This is a genomic window from Microvirga medicaginis, from assembly GCF_052658925.1.
Genome location: NZ_JBQWEL010000008.1, coordinates 15,098 through 38,524 on the forward strand (window position 1 = coordinate 15,098; position 23,427 = coordinate 38,524).

Genomic DNA, 23,427 nt, shown 5'->3' on the forward strand with positions numbered 1-23,427 from the left:
ATGATCCGGGCGGGGTCACAGGCGGACCGCCGGGATGACACGGGCGCTATCAGTGGGGAAGGTCAAAGAGCGGCGAGGGCATGCGCCATTGTCCTCGGGGCCGGTGGCGTTCCGAGGGTGTGGGTCGAGGGGGCGCGAGGAGCGGTCCGGCTCGATCTTGGAAGTGAAGCGTGGAACCGAACGGCTCCTCGCGCACGGCTTTTTTAGGCGGACAGGCGGCACCGGCTCCGTCAACCGCCGCAAGCGGCCACCGCAGCGGTCGCCTCTCGACCTGCGGGCGGCTTGTGACCGATCCGAGCCCGACTTGCACAGCCTGGGCCTCCCGTCGCTGGAGGCTGCGTTGACCTCCCGCACGGGACCGCTCCCGACCCCGCAGTCACGACGCCTCGCGAGCGCGCCCCCGGCAGGTTGGGATGCAGCAGATGTAACTCAGTTTAGGCATATTGTCAAGAACAGAGTGAGAACATGCTCCGGCTGCGCCCTCCCGCCTGCCGCAGCCTCTCGCGTCATCCCCGGCCGGGGATCCACGTCTTCATGGCTCAGCGGGTCCACGACGGGGAGAGCCGCAACAAGTGCGGCCATGACGGGAAGGAGCAGGCACAGGGCAGGAAGACCAGATGAACGCGAATGACCCCCGAAGCCTGTCCGGGGACGGCCATGACGTCGGAAGGACGCGACCGTTCGGTTACAGCCGTAACGATTGCCCTGCCACGGAGAGGCAGTTCGCTAGCGCATCGTGCGGACCCGAAGGGCCGCGTCAGTGACCCGGAGGGCCGCGTCAGCGAAAAGTGGACTCGGTTTTCCGCCCCGAACGATGCGCTCATCAAAGAAGAGAGCATCGGATCGAATCCCAAAAGTGAATCCCGCTTTTTTCGTCCGATGCTCTAGGCTCTCGCTCACATCCCTATCCTGGCCCTCCCCACAACAGGGACACGCGCCCACTCGGGAACCGGCGCTCAAACGGCAACCGGCGCTTGCTCGAAAGCCTGTCCTCTCTCCTGAGCCCGCCGGCCCCCTCACACTGAACCTCTCTCCCGGACCGGAGAGGCGGTCTGCTCCAGCCTCTGAAGCCGGTCCCGGATCCCATGAGGCTCTCCGTCCGGAAGGGTTCATCTTTATTCATGGCCGAGCTTGGATTTGATCCAGGGATCAGTCCCGGCCCCCCGATGAGGAAGAGCGCGGGGTCCATCAAACGAGATCACCGGCACGGGGCCGGTGATGATGGAAGCTGGCAAGGTGTTGCGCCGGAACAGTTTTTATGGATTCAGCCGCCGGCACAGGCCATCGAGCTGCTCCAATGTCTTGTAGCGAATGCGCAATTCGCCGCCATTGCCCTTGTGGTCGATGGAGACGGTGAGTCCCAGGACATCCTGGAGAACCCGCTCCAGCGCACGGGTATCGGGGTCCTTCTCCATCTTGGGCTTGGCCGATTTCGTCTCGAGCCTGGCAGGTTCCGCGCTCTCGGTCTGCGCGATCGCCTCGACCTGGCGCACGCTCAGACCAGCGTCGAGCACCTGTTTGGCGACTGCCACCGGGTCCTTCACGGCAAGCAGCGCGCGACCATGACCGGCAGAGAGCTTGCGATCGACCAGGAGCTTCTTTACCGGATCGGGCAGATCGCTGAGGCGCATCATATTGGCGATATGGCTGCGGCTCTTGCCGATGATCTTCGAGAGATTCTCCTGTGTGTAGGAGAACTCGGCCATCAGGCGTGCATAGCCTTCCGCCTCTTCGATGGGATTGAGATCGGCGCGCTGGACGTTTTCGAGAATGGCGTATTCCAGCGAGGTCTTGTCATCGATATTGACGATGACCACCGGCACTTCGTGCAGGCCCGCTTTCTGCGATGCGCGCCAACGGCGCTCGCCGGCGACGATCTCATAAGTGTCAGCCTGGTTCGGCATGGGCCGGACCACGATGGGCTGGATGATGCCACGGTCCTTGATGGACTGCGTCAGCTCCTGAAGCTCGGCATCCTCGAACACTTTGCGCGGATTGCGCGGATTGGGGCGCAGGAACTCGACGGGCACCTTCTTCTGGCCGCCCTTGTTGCTGCTGCTCTGCATGGTCCCGATTTCGGCCCCGACCTCGCCGATCAATGCGGCCAAGCCCCGGCCGAGCGACTTCGCTTCTCTTGCCATTGTTTGTCTCAACTCTTGTTACGCGGCGCGCAGGGCGCGTTCACGCTGAATGATTTCGGATGCCAAACGTAAGTATGCTTGGGAGCCCGTGCACTTGATGTCGTAGAGCAGCACCGGCTTGCCGTGAGACGGCGCCTCCGAGACACGGACATTTCGCGGGATCATGGTCTCGTAGACCTTGTCGCCCATGAACTCGCGCACGTCGGCCACCACCTGCCCCGACAGGTTGTTGCGGGGGTCGAACATGGTGAGCACAACGCCATGGATCGTGAGATCCGGGTTGAGAGCCGAACGGACCTGTTCGACCGTCGTGAGCAGCTGGCTGAGACCTTCCAGAGCAAAAAATTCGCACTGGAGGGGGACAAGAACCGCATCAGCAGCGGTCAAGGCGTTGATGGTCAGGAGGTTCAAAGAAGGCGGGCAATCGATCAGAACATAGGTAAAAGGTTCATTTACCTGATTGGCCGTCAAACCCTGAATTGCTGACCGGAGACGATGGGCACGATTCCGTTCGTTTGCGATCTCCAGTTCGACGCCGAGCAGGTCGAGCGTCGAGGGCGCGAGCCAGAGACCCGGCACTGCCGTCTCGGTGATGCTCTCGGCAAGCGAAGCTTCACCGGCCAGAACGTGATAGGTCGAGACCTGACGGCTCTTGCGGTCGATGCCGAGGCCGGTCGAGGCGTTGCCCTGTGGGTCGAGATCGATGATCAGCACCTTCTCGCCGATGGCGGCCAGAGCCGTACCGAGATTGATGGCCGTCGTCGTCTTGCCGACGCCGCCCTTCTGGTTGGCGAGCACAAGAATGCGTGGCTTCACGGCACGCGCTCCAGCTTCGGATTCGCTGCGGTCGGTCATCATGAATGGCTCTCGATGGAGGTTATGCGAAGAATCCTGGCCTCAGAATCGGTACGGCTTGGCAGGATGTCTGCCTTGAATGTCCACTTTTTCCGGGCTTCGGTCAATTCGGACTCGACCTCACGCCCTTTGGGAAAGAGACCAATTGTCCCCGTTTTCAACATGGGCTCAGTCCATTCCAGGAGCTGGGTCAGCGAGGCGAGCGCCCGGGCCGACACCACATCGGCCTTACCTACGAAACCGGGAATGACGGTCTCAAGCCGCGCCTCATGAACCGTCGCCGAGGCACCCGTGAGGCGGACAATCTGGCGCAAGAAGGCGCATTTACGGGAATTGCTCTCGACCAGGTGAACCTTCAATCCCCTCTCCTGCCCGGCAATGGCGAGCACAAGGCCGGGGAATCCGGCGCCGGAGCCGAGATCGATCCAGGTCCTGGCCTCGGGCGCCAATTCCAGAAGCTGGAGGGAATCGACGATATGCCTATCCCAGATATGATCGAGCGTAGCCGGGCCGACGAGGTTCTTGATGGCCTGCCAACGGCGAAGCTCTCGTTCCAGAAGCTCGAGCTTCTCACGTGTTTCACGTGAAACATTCAAGTCGCGGTGGGAGGATGCAGTCGCGCTCATGAGGCCACCGAATCCACAGAGCGCGATCCTTTCACAGTGGCTTTCTTCGCATGAGCGGCCAGAAGCGTGAGCGCGGCAGGGGTAATACCCTCGATGCGCGCAGCTTGCCCCAAAGTCTTCGGACGAACGAAATCGAGCTTGGCCTTGATCTCATTCGACAGACCCGGGAGGCCTTGGAAATCGAGCGTCTCCTCCAGCACGATCCCCTCGTCCCGACGATAGGCAGCAATATCCGCCTTCTGCCGGTCGAGATATACGGCGTAGGTGGCATCCGTCTCCAGCCGCTCCTGAATCTGCGGACTCACGCAAGAGAGTTCCGGCCAAGCCTTGACGAGGTCGCTCCAGCCGATCGTCGGATAAGAGAGCAGCTGATAGGCGCTGCGGCGAATGCCGTCCTGGTTCAGCCCAAGGCCGTGGCGCCCTGCTTCCTGAGGCGTGAGGTTCAGGGATTGCAGCTTTTCACGGATGGACCGGATTTCATCTTGAGAGCGGCGGAAATGGACTTCGCGTTCGGAGCCGACGCAGCCGATCTCCAGCCCCTTCCCCGTCAGGCGCTCGTCCACATTGTCGATGCGCAGGCTGAGCCGATATTCCGAGCGGGAGGTGAACATGCGGTAGGGCTCGCTGACCCCGCGCGTGATCAGGTCATCGATCAGCACGCCGATATAGGACTCGGCCCGGTCGAAGATCACGCTTTCCTGTCCGACGGCGCGGCGAGCGGCATTGATGCCGGCGACAAGCCCTTGAGCCCCCGCCTCTTCGTAGCCTGTGGTGCCGTTGATCTGACCCGCGAGGAAGAGGCCCTTCACCACCTTAGTCTCAAGCCCGGCCGTCAGGTTTCGCGGATCGACATAATCGTACTCGATGGCATAGGCCGGCTGAAGCATCCGCACCTTCTCAAGGCCGGGAATATGCTTCAGGAATTCCAGCTGGACGTCCTCGGGCAGAGAGGTCGAGATCCCATTGGGATAGACTTTGATGTCGTCGAGGCCCTCCGGCTCAAGAAAGATCTGGTGTCCGTCGCGGTCGCCGAAGCGCACCACCTTGTCCTCGATGGAGGGGCAATAGCGCGGACCGGTGCCCTGGATATCGCCGGAATACATGGCCGAGCGGTGCAGATTGCCCCGGACCAGTTCATGCACCTTGGCCGTGGTGCGGGTGATGCCGCACTCAATCTGAGGATTCGTGATCTTGTCCGTCAGGAGCGAGAACGGCACCGGATCGTCATCCGCCGCCTGCTTGTCGATCCCTGCCCAGTCGATCGTGCGGCCGTCGAGACGCGGCGGCGTGCCGGTCTTGAGGCGGCCGAGGGTAAAACCGAGACGCGCGAAGGTCTTCGGGAGACCGAGCGAAGGGCGCTCGCCCATGCGGCCGGCCGGGATCTTCTTCTCGCCGATATGGATGAGGCCGGACAGGAAGGTGCCGGTGGTGATCACCACGGCGCCCGTCGCGAGCGTCCGGCCGTCAGCCAGGAGCAGGCCCGTCACGCGCCCATCCTGCACGATGAGGTCGTCCGCCTCCCCTTCCACGGTGGTGAGGTTTTCGGTCTGGAGCAGTTCGGCCTGCATCGCCCGGGCATAGAGCTTCCGGTCGGCCTGAGTGCGGGGACCGCGAACGGCGGGCCCCTTGCGGCGGTTCAGGAGGCGAAACTGGATGCCGGCCTTATCGGCCATACGTCCCATGACGCCGTCGAGGGCGTCGATCTCGCGCACGAGATGGCCCTTTCCGAGACCACCGATCGCCGGGTTGCACGACATGGCGCCCACAGTCGCAAACTTATGCGTCACAAGGGCCGTATGCGCGCCCATGCGCGCAGAGGCGGCAGCGGCTTCCGCACCCGCATGGCCGCCACCGACCACGACGACATCAAACACGTCACGCGCTGAGAGCTGACTCACGAAATTCTCCATGCCTGCGGTCTAGGACCTCGCGGCGAAGAGGTCAAAAGGGCAAAATGTTCCACGTGAAACATTCGCCCCGCCCACCGGTTCTGCACAGGATTCGCACAGGCTGTGCAGGTGGGATTCAGCACCATTCAACCGATTCGTGAACAGGCCTCGCGCAGAGTCGCACAGATTCGCTTTATCGTTACCGGTGCCGCTATTTGCCGATGCAGAAGCTGGAAAACAGGCGATCCAGCACATCCTCGACATCGACCCTGCCCGTAATCTCCCCCACGGCACGAGCCGCGAGACGGACTTCTTCAGCAGCAAGTTCCAGGGGACCGCGCGAAATCAACAGCTTCCACCCGGCTGCCAGGGAGTCATGCGCCCGTTCGAGAGCCTTGCGATGGCGCTCCCGGGTGAGAATGGCGTCGCCCTTTCCCAAGGCCGCCTCGGCCTCATGCTCCAAAGCGGCGATCAACTCAGAGAGCCCCTCCCCGGTCGAGGCCGAGATCGAGAGATCGCAATCGTGACGGCTTCGATTCAAGTCGGCCTTGGTGGCGACCTTCAGAAGCCGCCGGGCGGGCGGTGCGCCGGTCTCCGCCCCTTCCGGAGGGATGAGCCAGAGCACGAGGTCGGCGTCCTGCGCTCGGGCGCGGGCGCGGGAGACACCCTCCTGCTCGATCACATCCCCGCTCTCCCGCAGGCCCGCGGTATCAACGATCACCACGGGCAGGCCACCCAGATCGCAATGGACCTCGATGACGTCGCGGGTGGTTCCCGCAATCGGCGAGACGATGGCCACATCCCTCCGGGCGAGCGCGTTGAGAAGCGTCGACTTGCCGGCATTGGGAGGTCCGGCGAGCACGACCGTAAAACCCTCGCGCAGGCGCTCGCCGCTGCGGCTCGAGAGCGCCTGCGCGATCTCGGCATGGAGATGATCGAGCCGGTTCAGGATATCGGCCTCCAGATCCTGGGGCACATCTCCTTCATCCGAAAAATCGAGGCTCGCTTCCAAGAGGGCCAGAGCCTGAAGGATGCCCTCGCGCCAATTCTCGGCCGCATTGCCGAGACGGCCTTCGAGCTGGAGCATGGCCTGGCGGCGCTGCGCCTCCGTCTCCGCATCGATCACGTCGGCGAGGCCTTCAACCTGAGAAAGGTCCATGCGCCCGTTGAGAAAGGCCCGACGGGTGAACTCACCCGCTTCGGCCGGACGGCAGCCGGGGATCGTGCCGAGCGCCCTGAGCACCGCCGCCCTCGTGGCGAGGCCGCCATGGATGTGAAGCTCGGCCTGGTCCTCCCCCGTGAAGCTGCGCGGTCCCGGCATCCAGAGCACGAGCGCCTGATCGAGCGGCTCGCCCGAGGCAGGCTCCCTTAAGGTTCGTACGGCGGCATGACGCGGCTCGGGCACGCTGCCGCCGAGGGTTTCGAGAATGGTCAGGCTCTGCGGCCCGCTGATGCGGATGATGCAGACAGCCGCGCGTCCATGGCCGGAAGCGGTGGCGAAGATGGTGTCATCCGAACGCATAGATATGGACCTCTTAACGGACCGGGCGATTATGTTTGGTGAGGCGTTCACGCGAGACGGACCCAGGATGGTTCTGATCCGGATCGATCGATCCGCTTCACGTGAGCGAACCAACAGCCAAGAGCAGGATTCATGAACCGCCTCGGGAATGCCAGTTCACCCTATCTCCTGCAGCACAAGAACAATCCTGTCCATTGGTGGGAATGGGGACCGGAGGCCCTCGCCGAGGCGAAGCGGCTTGATAAGCCCATCCTCATCTCCATCGGTTATGCCGCCTGTCATTGGTGTCACGTGATGGCCCACGAGAGCTTCGAGGACCCGGACGTGGCCGCCGTCATGAACGAGCTCTACGTGAACATCAAGGTCGACCGGGAGGAGCGACCCGATGTGGATCATGTCTATATGAGCGCCCTCCACCTTCTCGGCGAACAGGGCGGCTGGCCGCTCACCATGTTCCTGACGCCCGAGGGCGAGCCGTTCTGGGGCGGCACCTATTTCCCCAAGGAGCCGCGCTTCGGTCGTCCCGGCTTCGTCCAGGTGCTCAAGGAGATCAGCCGCCTCTATCATGCGGAGCCGGAGCGCATTCTCAAGAACCGCGATGCCCTGAAGCAGCATCTGGCGAGAGGTGCGGAATCCGACGGCGGCACGTTGGGTCTCGACGATCTCGACCGCATGGGCCTGCGTCTCGCCGAACTGATCGACACGGAGCATGGCGGCCTTCAGGGTGCGCCGAAATTCCCGAACCCGACGATCCTCGAATATCTCCTCCGCTATGCCCGCCGCGCCGGTGACGAGGAGGCCCGCAGACGGTTTCTTCTGACCGTGGAGCAGATGGCGCTCGGCGGCATTCGCGACCACCTCGGCGGAGGCTTTGCCCGCTACGCGGTGGATGAGCGCTGGCTCGTGCCGCATTTCGAAAAGATGCTCTACGACAATGCGCAGCTCCTGGAGCTCTATGCTCTCGCTCATGCCGAGACCGGGCGCGCCTTGTTCAAGGACGCCGCGGAGGGAATCGTCACCTGGCTCGAACGGGAGATGGTGACGCCGGAGGGCGCCTTCGCCTCGAGCCTGGACGCCGATTCCGAAGGCGAGGAAGGCCGCTTCTATGTGTGGAGCCTCGCTGAAATTCGAGAGATTCTCGGCGAGGAGGATGCCGCCTATTTCGCCAAGGTCTACGACATCACCGAGCAGGGCAACTTCGAGGGCCACAATATTCCGAACCGGCTGATCACGGGCGAGGCCCCCGCCCCGGTCGAAGAGCGTCTCGCCGCGATGCGGACGAAGCTGATGGAGCGGCGGTCCACCCGCGTCCGGCCCGGGCTCGACGACAAGGTGCTCGCCGACTGGAACGGGCTGATGATCTCGGGCCTCGTTCGTGCGGCTCCCCTCCTCGACCATCCGGAATGGATCGCACTGGCACAGCGCGCCTATCGTTTCATTCACCTGTCGATGAGCCGAAACGGGCAGCTCGGTCATTCCTGGCGAAGCGGTTCGTTGATCTTCCCCGGCTTCGCTCTTGATCACGCCGCCATGATGCGGGCGGCTCTTGCCCTTTATGAAGCGACGAACGACGCGTCTTACCTGCAAGATGCGGAAACCTGGCGTGATGTGCTGCTGACAGAATTCATGGTCGAGGAGACCGGTTGTCTCGCAATGACCGCACGCAGCGCCGATCCGCTCGTGGTGCGTCCGCAGCCGAGTCATGACGAAGCGGTGCCCAATGCCAACGGCGTCTTCGCGGAAGCGCTCGTGCGGCTCGCGCAGATCACCGAGACCCAGGACGATCATCAGCGCGCAACGGAGATCCTGACGGGACTCATCGGCATCGCCCGCTCCTCGCCTCTCGGCCACACCTCGATTCTGAATGCGCTCGATCTGCATCTCAGAGGCTTGAGCATTCTCGTCACGGGAAGCAATGCGAAGCCGCTTCACGAGACGGCACTGCGCATACCTTATCTCGATCGGAGCGTGCGCCTGCTCCGATCTGGTGAGGCTCTCGATGAGAACCATCCGGCCAAAGCCCTCGTCTCGTCAGCTCAGGAAGCTCAGGCGCTCGTCTGCGCCGGCATGCGCTGCGCGCTTCCGGTCACTACGCCTGACGCTCTGATGGATCAGGTGCAGGAGATGCTGAAATCATAAGAAGCGCGACGACAAAGCCGGAGCATCAATGTTCTTTTTCTTCTCGAACCGGGTCGGCTGTGCAGGTTCGCTCCTGATCTCCGCTGGCATTACCCTGCTTCTGCTCTGGATGATGGGAGTGATTTGAGAAAGGAGTAAAGGTCCAGTCCGCATGGAAACACCCCAAACAAAAAACCCCACCCTCCGCGAGGAGGATGGGGTTAAAACTCCGCAGGCGGACGTTCCGCCTCAGGTGTTCATCGAGTCGAAGAAGTCCTGGTTCGACTTGGTCTGACGCAGCTTGTCGAGAAGGAACTCGATCGCGTCCACCGTGCCCATCGGGTTGAGGATGCGGCGCAGCACGTACATCTTCTTGAGCGTGTCGCTAGCCACCAGCAGCTCCTCCTTGCGGGTGCCGGAGCGGGTGATGTCGATGGCCGGGAAGGTGCGCTTGTCGGCGACCTTGCGGTCAAGGATGATTTCCGAGTTGCCGGTGCCCTTGAACTCTTCGAAGATCACTTCGTCCATGCGCGAGCCGGTGTCGATGAGCGCTGTCGCGATGATGGTGAGCGAACCGCCCTCCTCGATGTTGCGCGCGGCACCGAAGAAGCGCTTCGGGCGCTGCAGGGCATTGGCGTCCACACCGCCGGTGAGGACCTTGCCCGAAGACGGCACCACCGTGTTGTAGGCGCGGCCCAGACGCGTGATCGAATCGAGCAGGATGACCACGTCGCGGCCATGCTCCACGAGGCGCTTGGCCTTCTCGATCACCATCTCGGCAACCTGCACGTGGCGGGTTGCCGGCTCGTCGAAGGTGGAGGCCACGACCTCGCCCTTCACGGAGCGCTGCATGTCGGTCACCTCTTCCGGACGCTCGTCGATGAGCAGCACGATGAGGTAGCACTCGGGGTGATTCGTGGTGATCGACTGTGCCACGTTCTGCATCAGCACCGTCTTACCGGTGCGCGGCGGCGCGACGATGAGCGCGCGCTGACCCTTGCCGATGGGCGACACGATATCGATGATGCGCGGCGAGAAATCTTTTCTGGTCGGATCGTCGATCTCGAGCTTGAAGCGCTCATGCGGGAAGAGCGGCGTCAGGTTGTCGAAATGGACCTTGTGCCGGATCTTCTCGGGATCCTCGAAATTGATGGTATTGACCTTGAGCAGAGCGAAGTAGCGCTCGCCCTCCTTCGGGCCCCGGATCGGGCCATCCACCGTATCGCCGGTGCGGAGGCCGAAGCGGCGGATTTGGCTCGGCGAGACGTAAATGTCGTCAGGGCCCGGCAGGTAGTTCGAATCGGCGGAGCGGAGAAAGCCGAAGCCGTCCTGCAGCACCTCGACCACGCCGGCGCCGATGATCTCCACCTCGCGCGCCGCAAGCTGCTTGAGGATGGCGAACATGAGCTCCTGCTTGCGCATCGTGCTCGCGTTCTCGACCTCGAGCTCCTCGGCAAAGGCAATGAGTTCGGTAGGCGTTTTGGATTTCAGGTCTTGAAGTTTGATTTCCCTCATCGGGGAACACTCTCGGGGTAAAATGCGCGGGCAGGTTCACTGTGCGCGGGGAGATCGGGGAAATATTCGACAGGGCCGCCCGGTTCACGAGGTGACTTGAGAGAGCCCTGAGGGCCCGTGCAGCGCAACCTGTCTTTTATGGAAGAGAATTTCTTTATACCCGCCTTCGCGGTTTTCCTCAAGTCCTGTTTGGATAACCTTTTTCGGAAAGGGTCATCCGGTCCGTCATGGCCGGGCTTGTCCCAGCCATCCCGTTTCTGGGAAGCACTGCACCTCGTCAATCTGGATCACCGGCACAAGGCCGGTGATGACAGGGTGCAAAACGTCAGAACGGCTTCACGATCACCAGGATCACGATGCCGATCATGAGCAATGTCGGGACCTCGTTGAGGACGCGATAGTATTTCGCGGGCCGCGTGTTCTTGTCCGCAGCGAATTCCTTGAACCTGCGGACATAGACGCCGTGCACGCCGGAGAGGATCAGCACGAGAAGAACCTTCGCGTGCAGCCAGCCGGAGGTGTACCAGCCGCCGTCCCAGATCATGTAGAGGCCGAGCACCCAGACGACGATCATCGCCGGGTTGATGATCGCCTTGAGCAGGCGCCGCTCCATGATCTTGAAGGTCTCGGACTGGATCGAACCCTTCGGTGCGTCGCAATGATAGACGAAGAGGCGCGGCAGGTAGAGCATGCCCGCCATCCAGGCGATGACCGCGATGACGTGGATCGCCTTGATCCAGAGATACAGCATCGTTTCAAGCCCCCCGCACGCGAGCGATCATCTGCTCGACATGCGCGATCGGCGTCTCCGGCAGGATGCCGTGACCGAGATTGAAGATATGCGGACGGCCGCGCACGCTCTGAAGGATATGATCGATCCCCTGCTCCATCGGCGCACCGCCGGCGATCAGCGCCAGCGGGTCGAGATTGCCCTGGGTCGCAACCGTGCCCGGCAGGCTCGGCAGCACCATGGCGGGATCGAGCGTCCAATCGAGGGCGAGCGCGTCGCCGATCCCGGCAGACGCGAAGCGGTGAAGATTGGCACCGCCGCCGCGCACGAAGACGATCGCCCTGGCCTGGGGCCGGGCAGCCTTCAAGCCCTCCACCATCCGACGGATCGGGTTGAGGGAGAGCCGGTCGAAGAGAGCCGGCGGCAGGGCCGAGCCGAAGCTCTCGAAGATCTGGACCGCTTCCGCGCCCGCATCGATCTGGCGGATGAGATAGGCGGTGGAGGCCCGCACCAGCCGGTCGATGAGCGCGTCCATGAAGGCCGGGTCGCGATAGGCGGTGAGCCGGGCCGGCGCCTGGTCCGGGGTGCCCTTGCCGGCGATCATGTAGCTCGCCACCGTCCAGGGCGCACCGCAGAAGCCTAGAAGGGTGGTCTCCTTCGGCAGAGATTTGCTCAAGCGATCCAGGGTCTCGAAGACCGGGTCGAGCCGCTCCAGCGGCAGCTCATCGGCAAGCCTGGAAAAATCCTTGTCCGAGGTGACGGGATCGAGCTTGGGTCCTTCGTTCTCGACAAAGCGCACGTCCTGGCCCAGCGCATGGGGGATGACCAGGATGTCGGAGAACAGGATCGAGGCGTCGAAGCCGAAGCGCCGGATGGGCTGAAGGGTCACCTCCTCGGCGAGCCTCGGGGTGTAGCAAAGGTCGAGAAAGGAACCCGCCTGTTTCCGGGTCTCGCGATATTCCGGCAGATAGCGGCCGGCCTGACGCATGATCCAGATCGGCAGAGGCCAGACCGGTTCGCCGTTCAGCACGCGGAGGATCGCTTTGGTGGGACGCTCGCTCACAGGCCCTCTCTAATAAGAATAATCTTTGAATCTAAGAATCTGATGTTTCTCTTGGGCCGTGAATCACAAAGCCGCAACCCCGTCCACAACCTCTCCACACCGGCCAAGCCATTAACTGTTCATTAATGGGTAGGGCAGCCTTGCCTCAATCGTTTCCGAATTCTTAAACCTTAACAGCCCGTTAACGAATTTAAACGGGAGGTTAATGCCACAATGAAACGTGATTCGTGCCGGATTCCCCCACGGCTGAGAATTCAGACTCACACATGAAGCTCCTCTGTTGATGGTTGACCCGACAGATCACAGCCCCCTGCCCTGGACCTCTGAATCAGGCCGTTCTATCCACACTTGTCGACTCCTTTATGCATCGCGCGGAAAAGTGGACCCGGTTTCCGCATCGAGCGATGCGCCAATTGACCAGAGAACATCGGATGGGTCCTAATCGGATCGGACCTAGAAGCGGTTCCCGCTTTTTGGTCCGATGCTCGGGAGAACCACCGTGGCGGGACGCAGCTACTTCCATCTCCATCTCGTTTCGGACTCGACCGGCGAGACCCTGATCACCGTCGCCCGCGCGGTGGTGGCGCAATATGAAGGGGTGGCTGCCATCGAGCATGTCTATCCGCTGGTGCGCTCCACCACCCAGCTCGAGCGCGTGCTCGCCGAGATCGAAGCCGCTCCCGGCATCGTGCTCTACACCCTCGTCGATACGGATCTCACGAGCCGCCTGGAAGATGTCTGCCGTGCCACGAGCTCCCCGTGCCTCTCCGTGCTTGCGCCGGTGCACTCGCTGATCTCCTCCTATCTCGGCACTCATTCGACCGCACGGCCGGGCGCGCAGCACATGCTGAACGCGGAATATTTCAAGCGCATCGACGCCATGAACTTCACGCTCATGCACGATGACGGGCATCTGCCGGACGATCTGGACGAGGCGGACGTGATCCTCATGGGCGTGAGCCGCACCTCGAAAACGCCGACGGCCGTCTATCTCGCCAATCGTGGGTTGAAGACAGCCAATTTTCCGCTCGTCCCGGGCATGCCGCTGCCAGCCAAACTGGCCGCGGCAAAGAAGGCTCTCATCGTCGGCCTCGTCGCGACGCCTGAGCGCATCGTGCAGATCCGGCAGAACCGTCTGCTCAGTCTCAACGCCGATGACGATACATCCTATGTGGATCGCGAGGCGGTGGCGGAAGAAATCGCGGCCTCGCGTCGGCTCTTCGCGCGCCATGGCTGGCCGGTGATCGATGTGACACGCCGTTCCATCGAGGAGACGGCGGCGGCGATCATCGATCTCTATCGCGATCATCGCCTGAAATTCATCGCGGAGTAGAACGATGCCCGCGCTCTGGACTGCCTCGGAAAACCTGCTGCTTGCATCGACCAGCGCGACACGGCTCGCGCTGCTTGTGAGCGCGGGGTTGTCGGTTGAGACACAAAGCTCGAATGTCGATGAACGCGCCGTCGAACAAGCGGCGCAAAGCGAAGGGCTCGATTCGCCGACTTTGGCCGCACGTCTTGCCACTGAGAAAGCACTGGCCGTGAGCAGCCGTCATCCGGAACGCATCGTGCTGGGCGCCGACCAGGTTCTCGCCTGCGGCGCGAGCGTGTTTCACAAAGCGGATGATCGCGAAGCCGCGCGCCGCCAGCTGCAGGCGCTCTCGGGAAAAAGCCATGCGCTCCATTCCGCCGGTGCCATCGCCATCGGGGGGACAGTGGTGGAAAGCTTCGTGGCGACCGCCATTCTCGCGATGCGTCCCCTGACGGACGAGGCCATCGATCTTTATCTCGAACTCGCCGGCCCCAGCGTGCTCCACAGCGTCGGTATCTATCAATATGAGGGCCTCGGCGTTCATCTCTTTGATTCCGTGGAGGGCGATCACTCCACCATTCTGGGGCTGCCGCTGCTTCCGCTTCTGTCGGCCCTGCGCCGTCTCGGATGCCTTTCTCTCTAGAGCCTCGGACGGGAAAAGTGGATTTGCACTTTTGGGATCAATCCGATGCTCCCTTCTATACAAAGCGCATCGTTTGGTGCGAAAAACCGGATCCACTTTTTCGCACCAAACGATGCGCTAGGATCTGCACGTCATGACCAAGGCCTTCGTCGTCGGCCATCCGATCAAGCATTCCCGCTCGCCGCTCATCCACGGTTACTGGCTTAGAACCCACGGCATCGCGGGCTCTTATGAGCGGATTGATGTCGAACCTGTGAACTTCGGGAATTTCCTGAGGAGTTTTCATGAGCAGGGTTTTGCCGGCGGCAATGTCACGATCCCGCACAAGGAAGCGGCTTTTGCAGGCGTCGCGCGCAGGACGGAACGCGCCGAGCGTCTGAAGGCCGTCAATACCCTCTGGCTCGAGAACGGCGTGTTGTGGGGTGACAACACGGATGTGCTTGGCTTCATGGCCAATCTCGATCAGAGCCTGGGAACAGGCTGGGAGCAAGCTGTGGACACAGCGCTCGTTCTTGGCGCGGGCGGTGCGGCACGCGGCATCGTGGCAGGCCTGCAGGACCGCCCGTTGAAGCGGATCGTCGTCGCCAACCGCACCGTGTCGAAGGCCGAGGAGCTCATTCGCGATCTCGAACGCTACAGCGCCGTGACACTCGAGGCCCTGGCGTGGGATGAAATCGACCGCGCGCTTGCAGGGTCGCAGCTCATCGTCAACACCACCTCGCTCGGCATGGCGGGGCAGCCTCCCCTTCTCATCGATCTCGCCAAGGCGCCAGGAAACGCTGTCGTCGCCGACATCGTCTATGTCCCGTTGAAAACGCCGCTGCTCGCGGCTGCCGAGGCGCATGGTCTGCGGATTGTCGATGGGTTGGGAATGCTGCTGCACCAGGCGGTGCCCGGTTTTGAGCGCTGGTTCGGCGTGAGGCCCGAAGTGACGCCCGACTTGCGCGCGCTGATCGTCGCCGACATCGAGGGCGCGACATGACCTTCGTGCTCGGGCTCACCGGCTCCATCGGCATGGGAAAATCGGCCACGGCCGATCTCTTCCGGAAACTTGGCGTCCCTGTGCATGATGCGGATGCCGCCGTCCACGCGCTTTATCGCGGGCGCGCCGCGCCGCTGATCGAGAACGCGTTTCCCGGAACCGTCGTCGAGGGCGTGGTGGATCGCCGCAGGCTCGGCCAGGCCGTGCTCAACAGCGCCGAAAAACTGAAACTGCTCGAGAGTATCGTGCATCCTCTGGTGCGTGAGGAGGAGGACAATTTCCTCGCACGTGCTTCGACAACCGCATCGCTCGCCGTGCTCGATATTCCGCTTCTTTTCGAGACGGGAGGCGACAAGCGCTGCGATGCGGTTCTGGTCGTCTCTGCTCCAGCGGACGTGCAGCGCGCGCGTGTGATGGGGCGGCCCGGCATGACGGAAGAGACATTTCAAGCGATCCTGGGTAAACAGATGCCGGATGCTGAAAAGCGCGCCCGCGCGCATTTTATTGTCGATACGAGCCGCACCTTTGCTTCCGCCGAGGCGCAGGTGCGGTCTATCCTTGCCTGTCTCGCGGGACGGCCCGGCCGCCGTGAATTGTTGAAGGAGAGTGTTTGACGATGCTGCGAGAGATCGTTCTCGATACCGAAACCACCGGCACCGATCACGCCAAGGGTGATCGCATCATCGAAATCGGCTGCGTCGAGCTTCTCAACCACATCCCGACGGGCAGGAGCTATCACGTCTACATCAATCCGGAATGCCGGGTCTCCGCCGGCGCGCTCGCGGTGCACGGATTGAGCGACGAATTCCTCGCCGACAAGCCGGTCTTTGCGGCTGTCGTGGACGAATTTTATGAATTCATTCGCGATGGACGGCTCGTCATTCACAACGCCGCCTTCGACATCGGCTTCATCAATGCGGAATTCGCGCGCACCGGGCATCCGGCCATCAATCTGGGTGATGTGGTCGATACGCTCATCATGGCGCGCCGCAAGCATCCGGGCGCGGCGAACAATCTCGATGCGCTCTGCTCGCGCTACGGCATCGACAATTCCAAGCGCACCAAACACGGCGCATTGCTCGACGCCGAGATCCTGGCCGAAGTCTATATCGAGCTGATCGGCGGACGGCAGGTCGGCTTCGATCTCTCTGCGCAGCCGGCGAAGGGCAACGGCCCTGCCCTGCGCTCAGGTTCCGCCACGCCGCGCGAGGCGAAACCGCGGCCGATGATCTCGCGTCTGACGGATGAAGAACGTGCCGCGCATGCTGCCTTCATCGAGCAGCTCGGGCCGAACTCCCTGTGGCGCGAATATCTCGGCGAAGCTTCGCCGGAAGCCTCGTCGTAAAGTGCGACGTCTTTCCCGAGAGCAAATTTCTCTGCCCTCATCCTGAGGAGCAGCCGTCAGGCTGCGTCTCGAAGGAGGATCCACAGCGCACTGGAGACGCCCTCGTCCTTCGAGACGCTACGCTCCTTAGGGTGAGGCTGTGTCGTGGAACACGAAAGAAGCGGAGCAGTTGCCTGCTCCGCCTGGAATAAAAGCTTAAAGTGCCGAATCGAGTTACGACAGGGTCTGGCCGCCCTGCTCGCCCTGCATCTCCGCCACGCGCTGGCGGTAGAGAGCAACGAAATCGATAGGATCGATGTAGAGGGGCGGGAAGCCGCCGTTGCGCACCGCATCGGCCACGATCTGACGGGCGAAGGGAAAGAGCAGGCGCGGGCACTCGATCATCACCACCGGATGCAGCTGCTCCTGCGGGATGTTCTGCACGCGGAACACGCCGGAATAGGTGAGCTCGAAGGCGAACAACACGTCATTGCCAGTCTTGGCATTGCCTTCGAGAGTGAGATCCACCTCGAAATCGGCCTCCGCCAGCTGTTTGGCGTTCACGTTGACCTGCAGGTTGATCTGCGGACCTTCCGACTGCTGCTGCAGGGAGCGGGGGGCGTTGGGATTCTCGAACGAGAAATCCTTGCAATATTGCGCAAGAGCGTTCAGCGCGGGCATGCCGCCGGGCGCTCCGTTGTTTGCCGGGTTGTCGGCCATGGGTTTCATGCTCCGAAGAGAGGTAAATCGGTCGACCCGGACGTGGCGCTTCACATTTGAAGGCACCTGATCGGCAACGGGCCATGGATCTCCGCGCTATCATGTTTCCGGCTCAAGAGGCAAGATTGCGGGCCTCCTTCGCTTGTCGCGGGGAAAGGTGGATGTTACGACCGGAAGACCCCATATGCAAAGGATCACATCTTCTCCCTTTGGGGCAACGCCTGGCGCCAAGCCGGGTTTGGGCAGGCTGACAACGGATCGACGATGCAGGATTCCTTCGACATCACGACCCTCATTTTCATCGTTCTCGCGATCTTCGTGATCTGGCGCCTTCGCTCGGTGCTGGGGCAGAAGACCGGCAACGAACAGCCGCCCTTCGATCCGCTCTCGCGCCGCGATGCGCCCTTGCGGCCGGGCAATTCGAACGCCGAACCCGATCACAATGTGGTGCGCCTTCCCGGTGCCAACGGCACCCGTCCTGCGGCCGAGCTTCAGATCGCCGAACGCTGGAAGGGTTTCGCCGAGCCCGGCACACCCATGGCCGGGGCCCTCGACAACATCGCCCGTGCCGAGCCGGGTTTCGATGCTGCCGGCTTCCTCGAAGGGGCCAAGGCGGCTTATGAGATGATCGTCTCCGCCTTTGCGGCGGGTGACCGTAAGACCCTGAAGGATCTTCTCTCCCGCGAAGTCTATGAAGGCTTCGAGCGCGCCATCACGGAGCGTGAACAGCGTGGCGAGCGGGTCGAGACCACCTTCGTCTCCATCGACAAGGCCGAGATGGCCGGTGCCGAGGTGCACAACAAGACCGCGCAGATCGTGGTGCGCTTCGTCTCCCAGCTGATCACCGTGACCCGCGATGCGGCGGGCGTGGTAGTCGACGGCAGCCCCGATCAGGTGGCCGAGGTCACCGATGTGTGGACCTTCGCCCGCACGCTCGGCAGCCGCGATCCCAACTGGCAGCTCGTCGCGACCGAAGCGGGGCAATGAGGCATGCCGGGCGAGTCCTCCTCGCGTGTCTCTTCGCCTGGATCGTGACCATGCCGGAAACGGAAGCAGCGTCACGTCTGGCGGCTCAGGCGCGCCTCGAGGCTTTGTCCTTCCAGGATCTCGATGCATGGGCGAACGACGACCACGCCGCCGCCTTCAAAGCCTTCCTGCGCTCCTGCCATGCTCTCGATGCGAGTGCTGCCGAATTGAGACCCGCGCAAGCGCCCGAGCATCACCTCCTCGCGATCTGCCGAGAGGCCCTGAACAACGAAAATCTCTCCCGCTCGGAGGCACGCCGGTTCTTCGAGACGCATTTTCAGCCCTTCGCCATCATCCCCCATTCCGGCAACGGCTTTCTGACCGGCTATTACGAACCCGAGTTTCTGGGTTCGCGCACGCCCGATTCGGGCTTCAAGGTGCCATTGCTCGCAAGGCCCGACGATCTCGTCACGATCCCGCAGGGCGAGACTCTGCCCGGCATCGACAGGGCGCTGCAGGCCGCCCGGCGCACGGCGAAGGGCTACGCGCCCTATCCCGATCGCGCCGCCATCGAAGACGGTGGCTTAGGATCGCTTGCGAAACCGGTCGTGTATCTTCGCGAGCCTGCCGAGGCCTTCATCATCCATGTGCAGGGGTCGTCCCGCATCCGCCTGACCGACGGCTCGGTGATGCGCGTCGCCTATGCGGGCCGCAACGGGCGCCCCTACACCTCCATCGGCCGCGTGCTGGTGCAGCGGGGCGAGATGGATCTCGAAACCATGACGCTGGAAAAGCTCATGGGCTGGTTGAAGAGCCATCCCGGTCCCGCCAAGGAGCTGATGCGGCAGAACCAGTCCTACATCTTCTTCCGCGAGGCCGATGAGCTTAGCCCCGAGGACGGACCCATCGGCGGCGCGGGCTTTCCACTGGTTCCAGGCCGGAGTCTGGCGGTGGACCGCTCGCTCTGGGCCTATGGCCTGCCCTTCTGGCTGGAGGGCGAATTGCCCTCTACTCTCGACAGATCCGAGCCCTTGCGCCGCCTTATGATCGCCCAGGATACGGGCTCGGCCATCGTCGGTCCCGCGCGAGGCGATTTCTTCTTCGGCAGCGGCGAGGAAGCGGGCACGCGCGCAGGTCTGTTGCGTCACACCACGCGCTTCGTGGTGCTCAAGCCCAAAGCTCAGCCATGACCAGGCGTCGCCGGACACGTCAGCTCAGCCCCGAGGAGCGGCGGCTCTGGTCGCACGTGGCCCGCAACGTGCAGCCCATGAAGGGCAAGGTATTGCCGCCTGAGCCGGAACGCGAGCCTGAGGCGGAGACCGCAACGGCCCCTGCCCCGCAGGTTCTTGCCACCTCTCCGGCACCCCTGCCTTCACCCCCCAAGAAACCCTCGCTCCCGCCGCTCGCTCCCGTGGAACGGAAGACGCTTCAGGCCCTGCGCCGGGGCCGGAAGGACGTGGACAGCGTCATCGATCTTCACGGGATGCGCCAGGAGGAGGCGCATTTCGCGCTGATCCACTTCCTGCACCGGGCGCAGAATTCCGGGCATAGCCTCGTCCTCGTCATCACCGGCAAGGGCGGTTCGGTCGTCAACAACGGTCTCTTCGATGAGCGCGGCGTGCTGCGCCGCATGGTGCCGCACTGGCTGCGCTTGGCCGATCTCAGATCTCTTGTGATCGGCTTCGAGGAGGCCTCTCCCCAACATGGCGGTTCCGGTGCACTCTATGTCAGGCTCCGCCGAAGGCGGGGCGCGGGATAAATACCGATGACTCCCTTTGGCGAACGGGTGCGGCAGTTGCGCCGCGAACGCGGATTGATGTTGAAGGACATGGCCGCCCATCTGGGCGTATCGAGCGCCTATCTCTCGGCTCTTGAGCGCGGCGAGCGCGGCAAGCCCACCTGGACGCTCATCCAGGGCGTGCTGCAATATTTCCACATCATCTGGGACGAGGCCGACGAGCTGATGCGGCTTGCCGATCTCTCCGATCCGCGCGTGAAGATCGACACCGCTGGCGCCGATCCCAAGGCAACGCTCCTCGCCAATCGCCTCGCCCGCGAGATCCGAAACCTCTCTGAGGGTGAGCTTGAGGACATGCTCGCCATTCTGAACCACGCTCAAGGGCGCGAGCGCCGCGCTCCGCTGCCGATCCAGGCCGTGCAGGACACCGTCTGAGAAGGCGTCGGTCTTGACCCTGGGGGCGCCGGATGCCAAAGCGCCCTTGATTCCTTCAAACATCGTGGTTTTTCATGTCCCAGACCCGCATCGACGTGCTCACGCTCGGCAACGCCATCGTTGACGTGCTCGCCCATACCGACGAGGCCTTCCTGCTCCAGAAGAAGGTGCACAAGGGCTCCATGCAGCTCATCGACGAGGCGCGTGCCGAGGAGCTCTACCGGGACATGGGTCCTGCGGTGATCGTGTCGGGCGGCTCGGGCGCCAATACGGCAGCAGGCGCTGCGGCCCTGGGCGTGAAGGCGGGCTTCATCGGCAAGGTGAAGAACGACGAGACGGGAAAACTCTTCGCGCATGATCTGAAGGCCATCGACGTGCATTACGACGTGGCTTTCGCCGAGGACGGTCCCGCCACCGCGCGCAGCTTCATCCTGGTGACGCCCGACGGCGAGCGCACCATGAACACCTATCTCGGCGCCTGCCAGAACCTCACGCCCGACGACGTGAACCCGGAGACGGTGCGCGCTGCGAGCATCGTCTACCTCGAAGGCTATCTCTGGGATCCGCCGGCCGCAAAGGAAGCGTTCCGCAAGGCGGTGAAGATCGCGCACGAGGCCGGCAACAAGGTCGCCCTCACCCTCTCCGACGCTTTCTGCGTCGACCGCTACCGTGACGAGTTCCTCGGCCTCATGCGTGACGGCAGCCTCGATATTCTTTTCGCCAACATCCACGAGCTGCAGAGCCTCTATGGCACGTCCTCGGCGGAGAGTGCGCTGGCCGCTTTGCGCGAGGAGAACCTGCTCGGCGTCATCACCCGTTCGGCGGACGGCGCGCTGGTGGTGAGCCGCGGCGAGACGCTCAGCATTCCGGCTTTCCCCGTGGAGCGCGTGGTCGATACCACCGGCGCGGGCGACCTCTTCGCCTCGGGCTTCCTCGCCGGTCTCGTGCAGAACCTGGAGCTTGCCGATTGCGCCCGCCTCGGCGGCCTGGCGGCGGCTGAAATCATCAGCCATCTCGGCGCCCGCCCGCAGGCGAACCTGCGCGAACTCGCGCAGCAGGAAGGGTTGTTGGGGTAAGACCTCTTTCGTCATGGCCGGGCTTGTCCCGGCCATTTTCGTTTTGAAACCCACTGTCCTCATCCTGAGGAGGTCGCTTAAGCGACCGTCTCGAAGGAGAATCCAGAGAGCACTGGACTATCCTTCGAGACGCAGCCTCATGGCTGCTCCTCAGAACGAGCGCGAAGTTTCGCTGAAGCAGCAGATCACCCGCCCGTCCGCCCGAACCACAGCCCGAACAGGGCTGCCAGCGCGACGAGCATCAGAAAGCCGTTGAAGATCACGAGCAGGTACGGCGGAAGGCGCTGCACATCCGGCTGCGGCGGCTGTGCGCCGGTGAACACCTGACGCCACACGGCGGCTGCGAAGCAGAAGGCGCTGAAGAACACCAGCACGGAGCCGGTGGAAATGATCATCCATTCCGGCACCACGCCTTCCAAAAGCTTCTTCGCGCCGATGCCGGAGGCGAGCGACGCCAGGCCTGTTCGCACCCAGGCCGCATAGGTGCGCTCGGCAGCGAACACGGTGCGGTTTGCGGCCAGTTCCGTGCGCCGGTCCGCGCTGTCCTTCATCTGCACACTGGCGACAGCCGTCGTCTTGGCCGCGGCCTGCGTATGCTGGGCCGCCTCCTGTGTATTTTCAGCCGCTTCCTGGGTCTGCGCGGCAGCCTGTTTCGCATGTTCTGCGCTGCGCTTGAGCTTGTCCTCGACCGGTGGCGTGGCCATGCGTTCTCCCTCTCACCAGGGGCACAACGCTCAAGATTGCGAAAAAGGTCAGGTCTGTCCTACAGACGTCGCAAAGCCACGGTTTCGATGCGGTGGCTCGCTCCCTTTGTCAGGATCAGGCTCGCGCGCTGGCGGGTGGGCACGATGTTTTCGCGCAGGTTCAGCAGGTTGATCCGATTCCACAGACCGTCGGCGATGGCGATGGCCTCCTCTTCCGGAATCTCCGCATAGCGGCGAAAGTAAGAGAGCGGATCGCGGAACGCCGTGTGGCGCAGGCGCAGGAAGCGGCTCACGTACCAGCGATGCAGGTCCTCCTCCTCCGCGTCGATATAGACGGAGAAGTCGAAGAAGTCGGATACGAAGGGGATGGCCGTGCCGTCTTTCGGAAGACGCGCGGGCTGGAGCACGTTGAGACCTTCGACGATGAGAATGTCGGGCCGGTCGACATTCGTTTCCTCGCCGGGCACCACGTCATAGACCAGGTGCGAGTAGAGCGGCGCCTTCACGTTACGCTTGCCCGCCTTGATGTCGGCGAGGAAGTGCAGGAGCTTGCCGGTGTCGTAGCTTTCCGGGAAACCTTTGCGCTCCATCAGGCCAAGCCGTGTCAGCTCGGCGTTGGGCAGAAGGAAGCCGTCCGTGGTGACGAGATCCACCTTCGGCGTGTTGGGCCAGCGGGCGAGGAGCGCTTTCAGCACGCGCGCCGTGGTGGATTTGCCGACCGCCACCGAGCCCGCGACGCCGATGATATAGGGCACCTTCTCCTCCCGCTCGGCGAGCAGGAAGCGCTGGGTCGCCTTGAACAGCCCCTGGGTCGCCGCGACGTAGAGCGAGAGCAGACGCGAGAGCGGCAGGTAGATGGCCGCCACCTCATCGAGGGAAATGGGATCGTTGAGGGATTGCAGCCGCATCACCTCGTCGGCGGTGAGCGTCATGGGCGCATCGGCGCGAAGCTTTGCCCATTCATCGCGCGTAAACGTGCGGTAGGGCGAGAGGTCGTCGTCCGCCTCGTTGGAAACGACGTTGGGCTGGTCCATGCGAGCCCCCCTTATCGAGGTCACGGCTTTAAGG

At 63.0% G+C, this 23,427-nt stretch carries 22 protein-coding genes; 11 read left to right on the forward strand and 11 right to left on the reverse strand.

Annotated elements, in window-relative coordinates; all coding sequences use genetic code 11:
* Nucleotides 1–1,256: 1,256 nt before the first annotated feature.
* The 5 genes from ACUXUR_RS12025 to mnmE all read right to left on the reverse strand — a co-directional run bounded on the left by ACUXUR_RS12025 (nucleotide 1,257) and on the right by mnmE (nucleotide 7,033).
* Nucleotides 1,257–2,141 (reverse strand): ParB/RepB/Spo0J family partition protein, encoded by an 885-nt coding sequence (locus ACUXUR_RS12025; RefSeq protein WP_445502592.1) that lies wholly within the window; start codon nucleotides 2,139–2,141, stop codon nucleotides 1,257–1,259.
* An 18-nt stretch (nucleotides 2,142–2,159) separates the two neighbouring features.
* Nucleotides 2,160–2,999, reverse strand: coding sequence for a ParA family protein (locus ACUXUR_RS12030; RefSeq protein ID WP_445502593.1), 840 nt, complete (start codon nucleotides 2,997–2,999; stop codon nucleotides 2,160–2,162).
* Entirely contained in the window at nucleotides 2,996–3,622 is a 627-nt protein-coding gene (rsmG, locus tag ACUXUR_RS12035) for a 16S rRNA (guanine(527)-N(7))-methyltransferase RsmG (RefSeq protein WP_445502594.1), read from the reverse strand. Before rsmG ends, ACUXUR_RS12030 begins: the two co-directional genes overlap by 4 nt.
* Entirely contained in the window at nucleotides 3,619–5,520 is a 1,902-nt protein-coding gene (gene mnmG, locus ACUXUR_RS12040) for a tRNA uridine-5-carboxymethylaminomethyl(34) synthesis enzyme MnmG (protein ID WP_445502595.1), read from the reverse strand. The genes rsmG and mnmG overlap by 4 nt, the downstream gene beginning before the upstream one ends.
* 202 nt (nucleotides 5,521–5,722) lie before the next feature.
* The gene (gene mnmE, locus ACUXUR_RS12045) at nucleotides 5,723–7,033 is read right to left on the reverse strand and encodes a tRNA uridine-5-carboxymethylaminomethyl(34) synthesis GTPase MnmE (protein WP_445502596.1); all 1,311 of its coding nucleotides are present in this window, start codon (nucleotides 7,031–7,033) and stop codon (nucleotides 5,723–5,725) included.
* 132 nt (nucleotides 7,034–7,165) lie between these two features.
* Between mnmE and ACUXUR_RS12050 the strand changes: the two genes are divergently transcribed.
* On the forward strand, nucleotides 7,166–9,172 hold the full coding sequence (locus tag ACUXUR_RS12050; protein WP_445502597.1) for a thioredoxin domain-containing protein: 2,007 nt from the start codon (nucleotides 7,166–7,168) through the stop codon (nucleotides 9,170–9,172).
* Nucleotides 9,173–9,400: 228 nt separating this feature from the next.
* On the opposite strand, the gene rho is transcribed toward ACUXUR_RS12050, so the two are convergent.
* The 3 genes from rho to hemE form a co-directional block, all read right to left on the reverse strand.
* Nucleotides 9,401–10,666: a transcription termination factor Rho gene (rho, locus tag ACUXUR_RS12055; protein WP_445502598.1), complete on the reverse strand. Its 1,266-nt coding sequence runs from the start codon at nucleotides 10,664–10,666 to the stop codon at nucleotides 9,401–9,403.
* A 325-nt stretch (nucleotides 10,667–10,991) separates the two neighbouring features.
* Nucleotides 10,992–11,414 (reverse strand): protoporphyrinogen oxidase HemJ, encoded by a 423-nt coding sequence (hemJ, locus tag ACUXUR_RS12060; RefSeq protein ID WP_445502769.1) that lies wholly within the window; start codon nucleotides 11,412–11,414, stop codon nucleotides 10,992–10,994.
* A gap of 7 nt (nucleotides 11,415–11,421) precedes the next feature.
* A complete protein-coding gene (gene hemE, locus ACUXUR_RS12065) occupies nucleotides 11,422–12,459 on the reverse strand; it encodes a uroporphyrinogen decarboxylase (protein WP_445502599.1) in 1,038 nt (345 codons plus the stop codon).
* A 481-nt stretch (nucleotides 12,460–12,940) separates the two neighbouring features.
* Between hemE and ACUXUR_RS12070 the strand changes: the two genes are divergently transcribed.
* The 5 genes from ACUXUR_RS12070 to dnaQ all read left to right on the forward strand — a co-directional run bounded on the left by ACUXUR_RS12070 (nucleotide 12,941) and on the right by dnaQ (nucleotide 16,741).
* Entirely contained in the window at nucleotides 12,941–13,792 is an 852-nt protein-coding gene (locus tag ACUXUR_RS12070; protein ID WP_445502600.1) for a pyruvate, water dikinase regulatory protein, read from the forward strand.
* Between the two features lie 4 nt (nucleotides 13,793–13,796).
* The gene (locus ACUXUR_RS12075) at nucleotides 13,797–14,414 is read left to right on the forward strand and encodes a Maf family protein (RefSeq protein ID WP_445502601.1); all 618 of its coding nucleotides are present in this window, start codon (nucleotides 13,797–13,799) and stop codon (nucleotides 14,412–14,414) included.
* A 133-nt stretch (nucleotides 14,415–14,547) separates the two neighbouring features.
* On the forward strand, nucleotides 14,548–15,396 hold the full coding sequence (locus ACUXUR_RS12080; protein ID WP_445502602.1) for a shikimate dehydrogenase: 849 nt from the start codon (nucleotides 14,548–14,550) through the stop codon (nucleotides 15,394–15,396).
* Nucleotides 15,393–16,010: a dephospho-CoA kinase gene (gene coaE / locus ACUXUR_RS12085; RefSeq protein ID WP_445502603.1), complete on the forward strand. Its 618-nt coding sequence runs from the start codon at nucleotides 15,393–15,395 to the stop codon at nucleotides 16,008–16,010. The genes ACUXUR_RS12080 and coaE overlap by 4 nt, the downstream gene beginning before the upstream one ends.
* Nucleotides 16,011–16,012: 2 nt before the next feature.
* On the forward strand, nucleotides 16,013–16,741 hold the full coding sequence (gene dnaQ, locus ACUXUR_RS12090; RefSeq protein WP_445502604.1) for a DNA polymerase III subunit epsilon: 729 nt from the start codon (nucleotides 16,013–16,015) through the stop codon (nucleotides 16,739–16,741).
* Nucleotides 16,742–16,954: 213 nt separating this feature from the next.
* Here dnaQ and secB read toward each other — a convergent pair whose 3' ends face one another.
* Nucleotides 16,955–17,440 carry a protein-export chaperone SecB gene (gene secB, locus ACUXUR_RS12095; RefSeq protein ID WP_445502605.1) on the reverse strand — a complete coding sequence of 162 codons (486 nt, stop codon included), beginning with the start codon at nucleotides 17,438–17,440 and terminating at the stop codon, nucleotides 16,955–16,957.
* Between the two features lie 264 nt (nucleotides 17,441–17,704).
* Between secB and ACUXUR_RS12100 the strand changes: the two genes are divergently transcribed.
* The 5 genes from ACUXUR_RS12100 to ACUXUR_RS12120 all read left to right on the forward strand — a co-directional run bounded on the left by ACUXUR_RS12100 (nucleotide 17,705) and on the right by ACUXUR_RS12120 (nucleotide 21,655).
* Entirely contained in the window at nucleotides 17,705–18,427 is a 723-nt protein-coding gene (locus ACUXUR_RS12100; RefSeq protein WP_445502606.1) for a Tim44/TimA family putative adaptor protein, read from the forward strand.
* Nucleotides 18,428–18,477: 50 nt separating this feature from the next.
* Nucleotides 18,478–19,596 carry a murein transglycosylase A gene (gene mltA / locus ACUXUR_RS12105; protein WP_445502607.1) on the forward strand — a complete coding sequence of 373 codons (1,119 nt, stop codon included), beginning with the start codon at nucleotides 18,478–18,480 and terminating at the stop codon, nucleotides 19,594–19,596.
* A complete protein-coding gene (locus ACUXUR_RS12110) occupies nucleotides 19,593–20,165 on the forward strand; it encodes a Smr/MutS family protein (RefSeq protein ID WP_445502608.1) in 573 nt (190 codons plus the stop codon). The genes mltA and ACUXUR_RS12110 overlap by 4 nt, the downstream gene beginning before the upstream one ends.
* Nucleotides 20,166–20,171: 6 nt before the next feature.
* A complete protein-coding gene (locus tag ACUXUR_RS12115; RefSeq protein WP_445502609.1) occupies nucleotides 20,172–20,579 on the forward strand; it encodes a helix-turn-helix domain-containing protein in 408 nt (135 codons plus the stop codon).
* 74 nt (nucleotides 20,580–20,653) lie between these two features.
* A complete protein-coding gene (locus tag ACUXUR_RS12120) occupies nucleotides 20,654–21,655 on the forward strand; it encodes an adenosine kinase (RefSeq protein ID WP_445502610.1) in 1,002 nt (333 codons plus the stop codon).
* Nucleotides 21,656–21,840: 185 nt separating this feature from the next.
* Here ACUXUR_RS12120 and ACUXUR_RS12125 read toward each other — a convergent pair whose 3' ends face one another.
* Nucleotides 21,841–22,359, reverse strand: a complete 519-nt coding sequence (locus ACUXUR_RS12125) for a YidH family protein (RefSeq protein ID WP_445502611.1) — start codon at nucleotides 22,357–22,359, stop codon at nucleotides 21,841–21,843.
* A gap of 59 nt (nucleotides 22,360–22,418) precedes the next feature.
* Entirely contained in the window at nucleotides 22,419–23,393 is a 975-nt protein-coding gene (coaA, locus tag ACUXUR_RS12130; protein WP_445502612.1) for a type I pantothenate kinase, read from the reverse strand.
* Nucleotides 23,394–23,427 lie beyond the last annotated feature (34 nt).

Bases quoted from the DNA above. Each gene is read 5' to 3' on its own strand.
- ACUXUR_RS12125 (WP_445502611.1), bottom strand. From the start codon at position 22,359: ATGGCCACGCCACCGGTCGAGGACAAGCTCAAGCGCAGCGCAGAACAT.
- coaA (WP_445502612.1), bottom strand. From the start codon at position 23,393: ATGGACCAGCCCAACGTCGTTTCCAACGAGGCGGACGACGACCTCTCG.
- mltA (WP_445502607.1), top strand. From the start codon at position 18,478: ATGCCGGAAACGGAAGCAGCGTCACGTCTGGCGGCTCAGGCGCGCCTC.
- ACUXUR_RS12070 (WP_445502600.1), top strand. From the start codon at position 12,941: ATGCTCGGGAGAACCACCGTGGCGGGACGCAGCTACTTCCATCTCCAT.
- ACUXUR_RS12100 (WP_445502606.1), top strand. From the start codon at position 17,705: ATGCAGGATTCCTTCGACATCACGACCCTCATTTTCATCGTTCTCGCG.
- secB (WP_445502605.1), bottom strand. From the start codon at position 17,440: ATGGCCGACAACCCGGCAAACAACGGAGCGCCCGGCGGCATGCCCGCG.
- dnaQ (WP_445502604.1), top strand. From the start codon at position 16,013: ATGCTGCGAGAGATCGTTCTCGATACCGAAACCACCGGCACCGATCAC.
- ACUXUR_RS12115 (WP_445502609.1), top strand. From the start codon at position 20,172: ATGACTCCCTTTGGCGAACGGGTGCGGCAGTTGCGCCGCGAACGCGGA.
- coaE (WP_445502603.1), top strand. From the start codon at position 15,393: ATGACCTTCGTGCTCGGGCTCACCGGCTCCATCGGCATGGGAAAATCG.
- rho (WP_445502598.1), bottom strand. From the start codon at position 10,666: ATGAGGGAAATCAAACTTCAAGACCTGAAATCCAAAACGCCTACCGAA.
- ACUXUR_RS12110 (WP_445502608.1), top strand. From the start codon at position 19,593: ATGACCAGGCGTCGCCGGACACGTCAGCTCAGCCCCGAGGAGCGGCGG.
- ACUXUR_RS12075 (WP_445502601.1), top strand. From the start codon at position 13,797: ATGCCCGCGCTCTGGACTGCCTCGGAAAACCTGCTGCTTGCATCGACC.
- ACUXUR_RS12080 (WP_445502602.1), top strand. From the start codon at position 14,548: ATGACCAAGGCCTTCGTCGTCGGCCATCCGATCAAGCATTCCCGCTCG.
- ACUXUR_RS12030 (WP_445502593.1), bottom strand. From the start codon at position 2,999: ATGATGACCGACCGCAGCGAATCCGAAGCTGGAGCGCGTGCCGTGAAG.
- mnmE (WP_445502596.1), bottom strand. From the start codon at position 7,033: ATGCGTTCGGATGACACCATCTTCGCCACCGCTTCCGGCCATGGACGC.
- ACUXUR_RS12120 (WP_445502610.1), top strand. From the start codon at position 20,654: ATGTCCCAGACCCGCATCGACGTGCTCACGCTCGGCAACGCCATCGTT.
- ACUXUR_RS12050 (WP_445502597.1), top strand. From the start codon at position 7,166: ATGAACCGCCTCGGGAATGCCAGTTCACCCTATCTCCTGCAGCACAAG.
- rsmG (WP_445502594.1), bottom strand. From the start codon at position 3,622: ATGAGCGCGACTGCATCCTCCCACCGCGACTTGAATGTTTCACGTGAA.
- ACUXUR_RS12025 (WP_445502592.1), bottom strand. From the start codon at position 2,141: ATGGCAAGAGAAGCGAAGTCGCTCGGCCGGGGCTTGGCCGCATTGATC.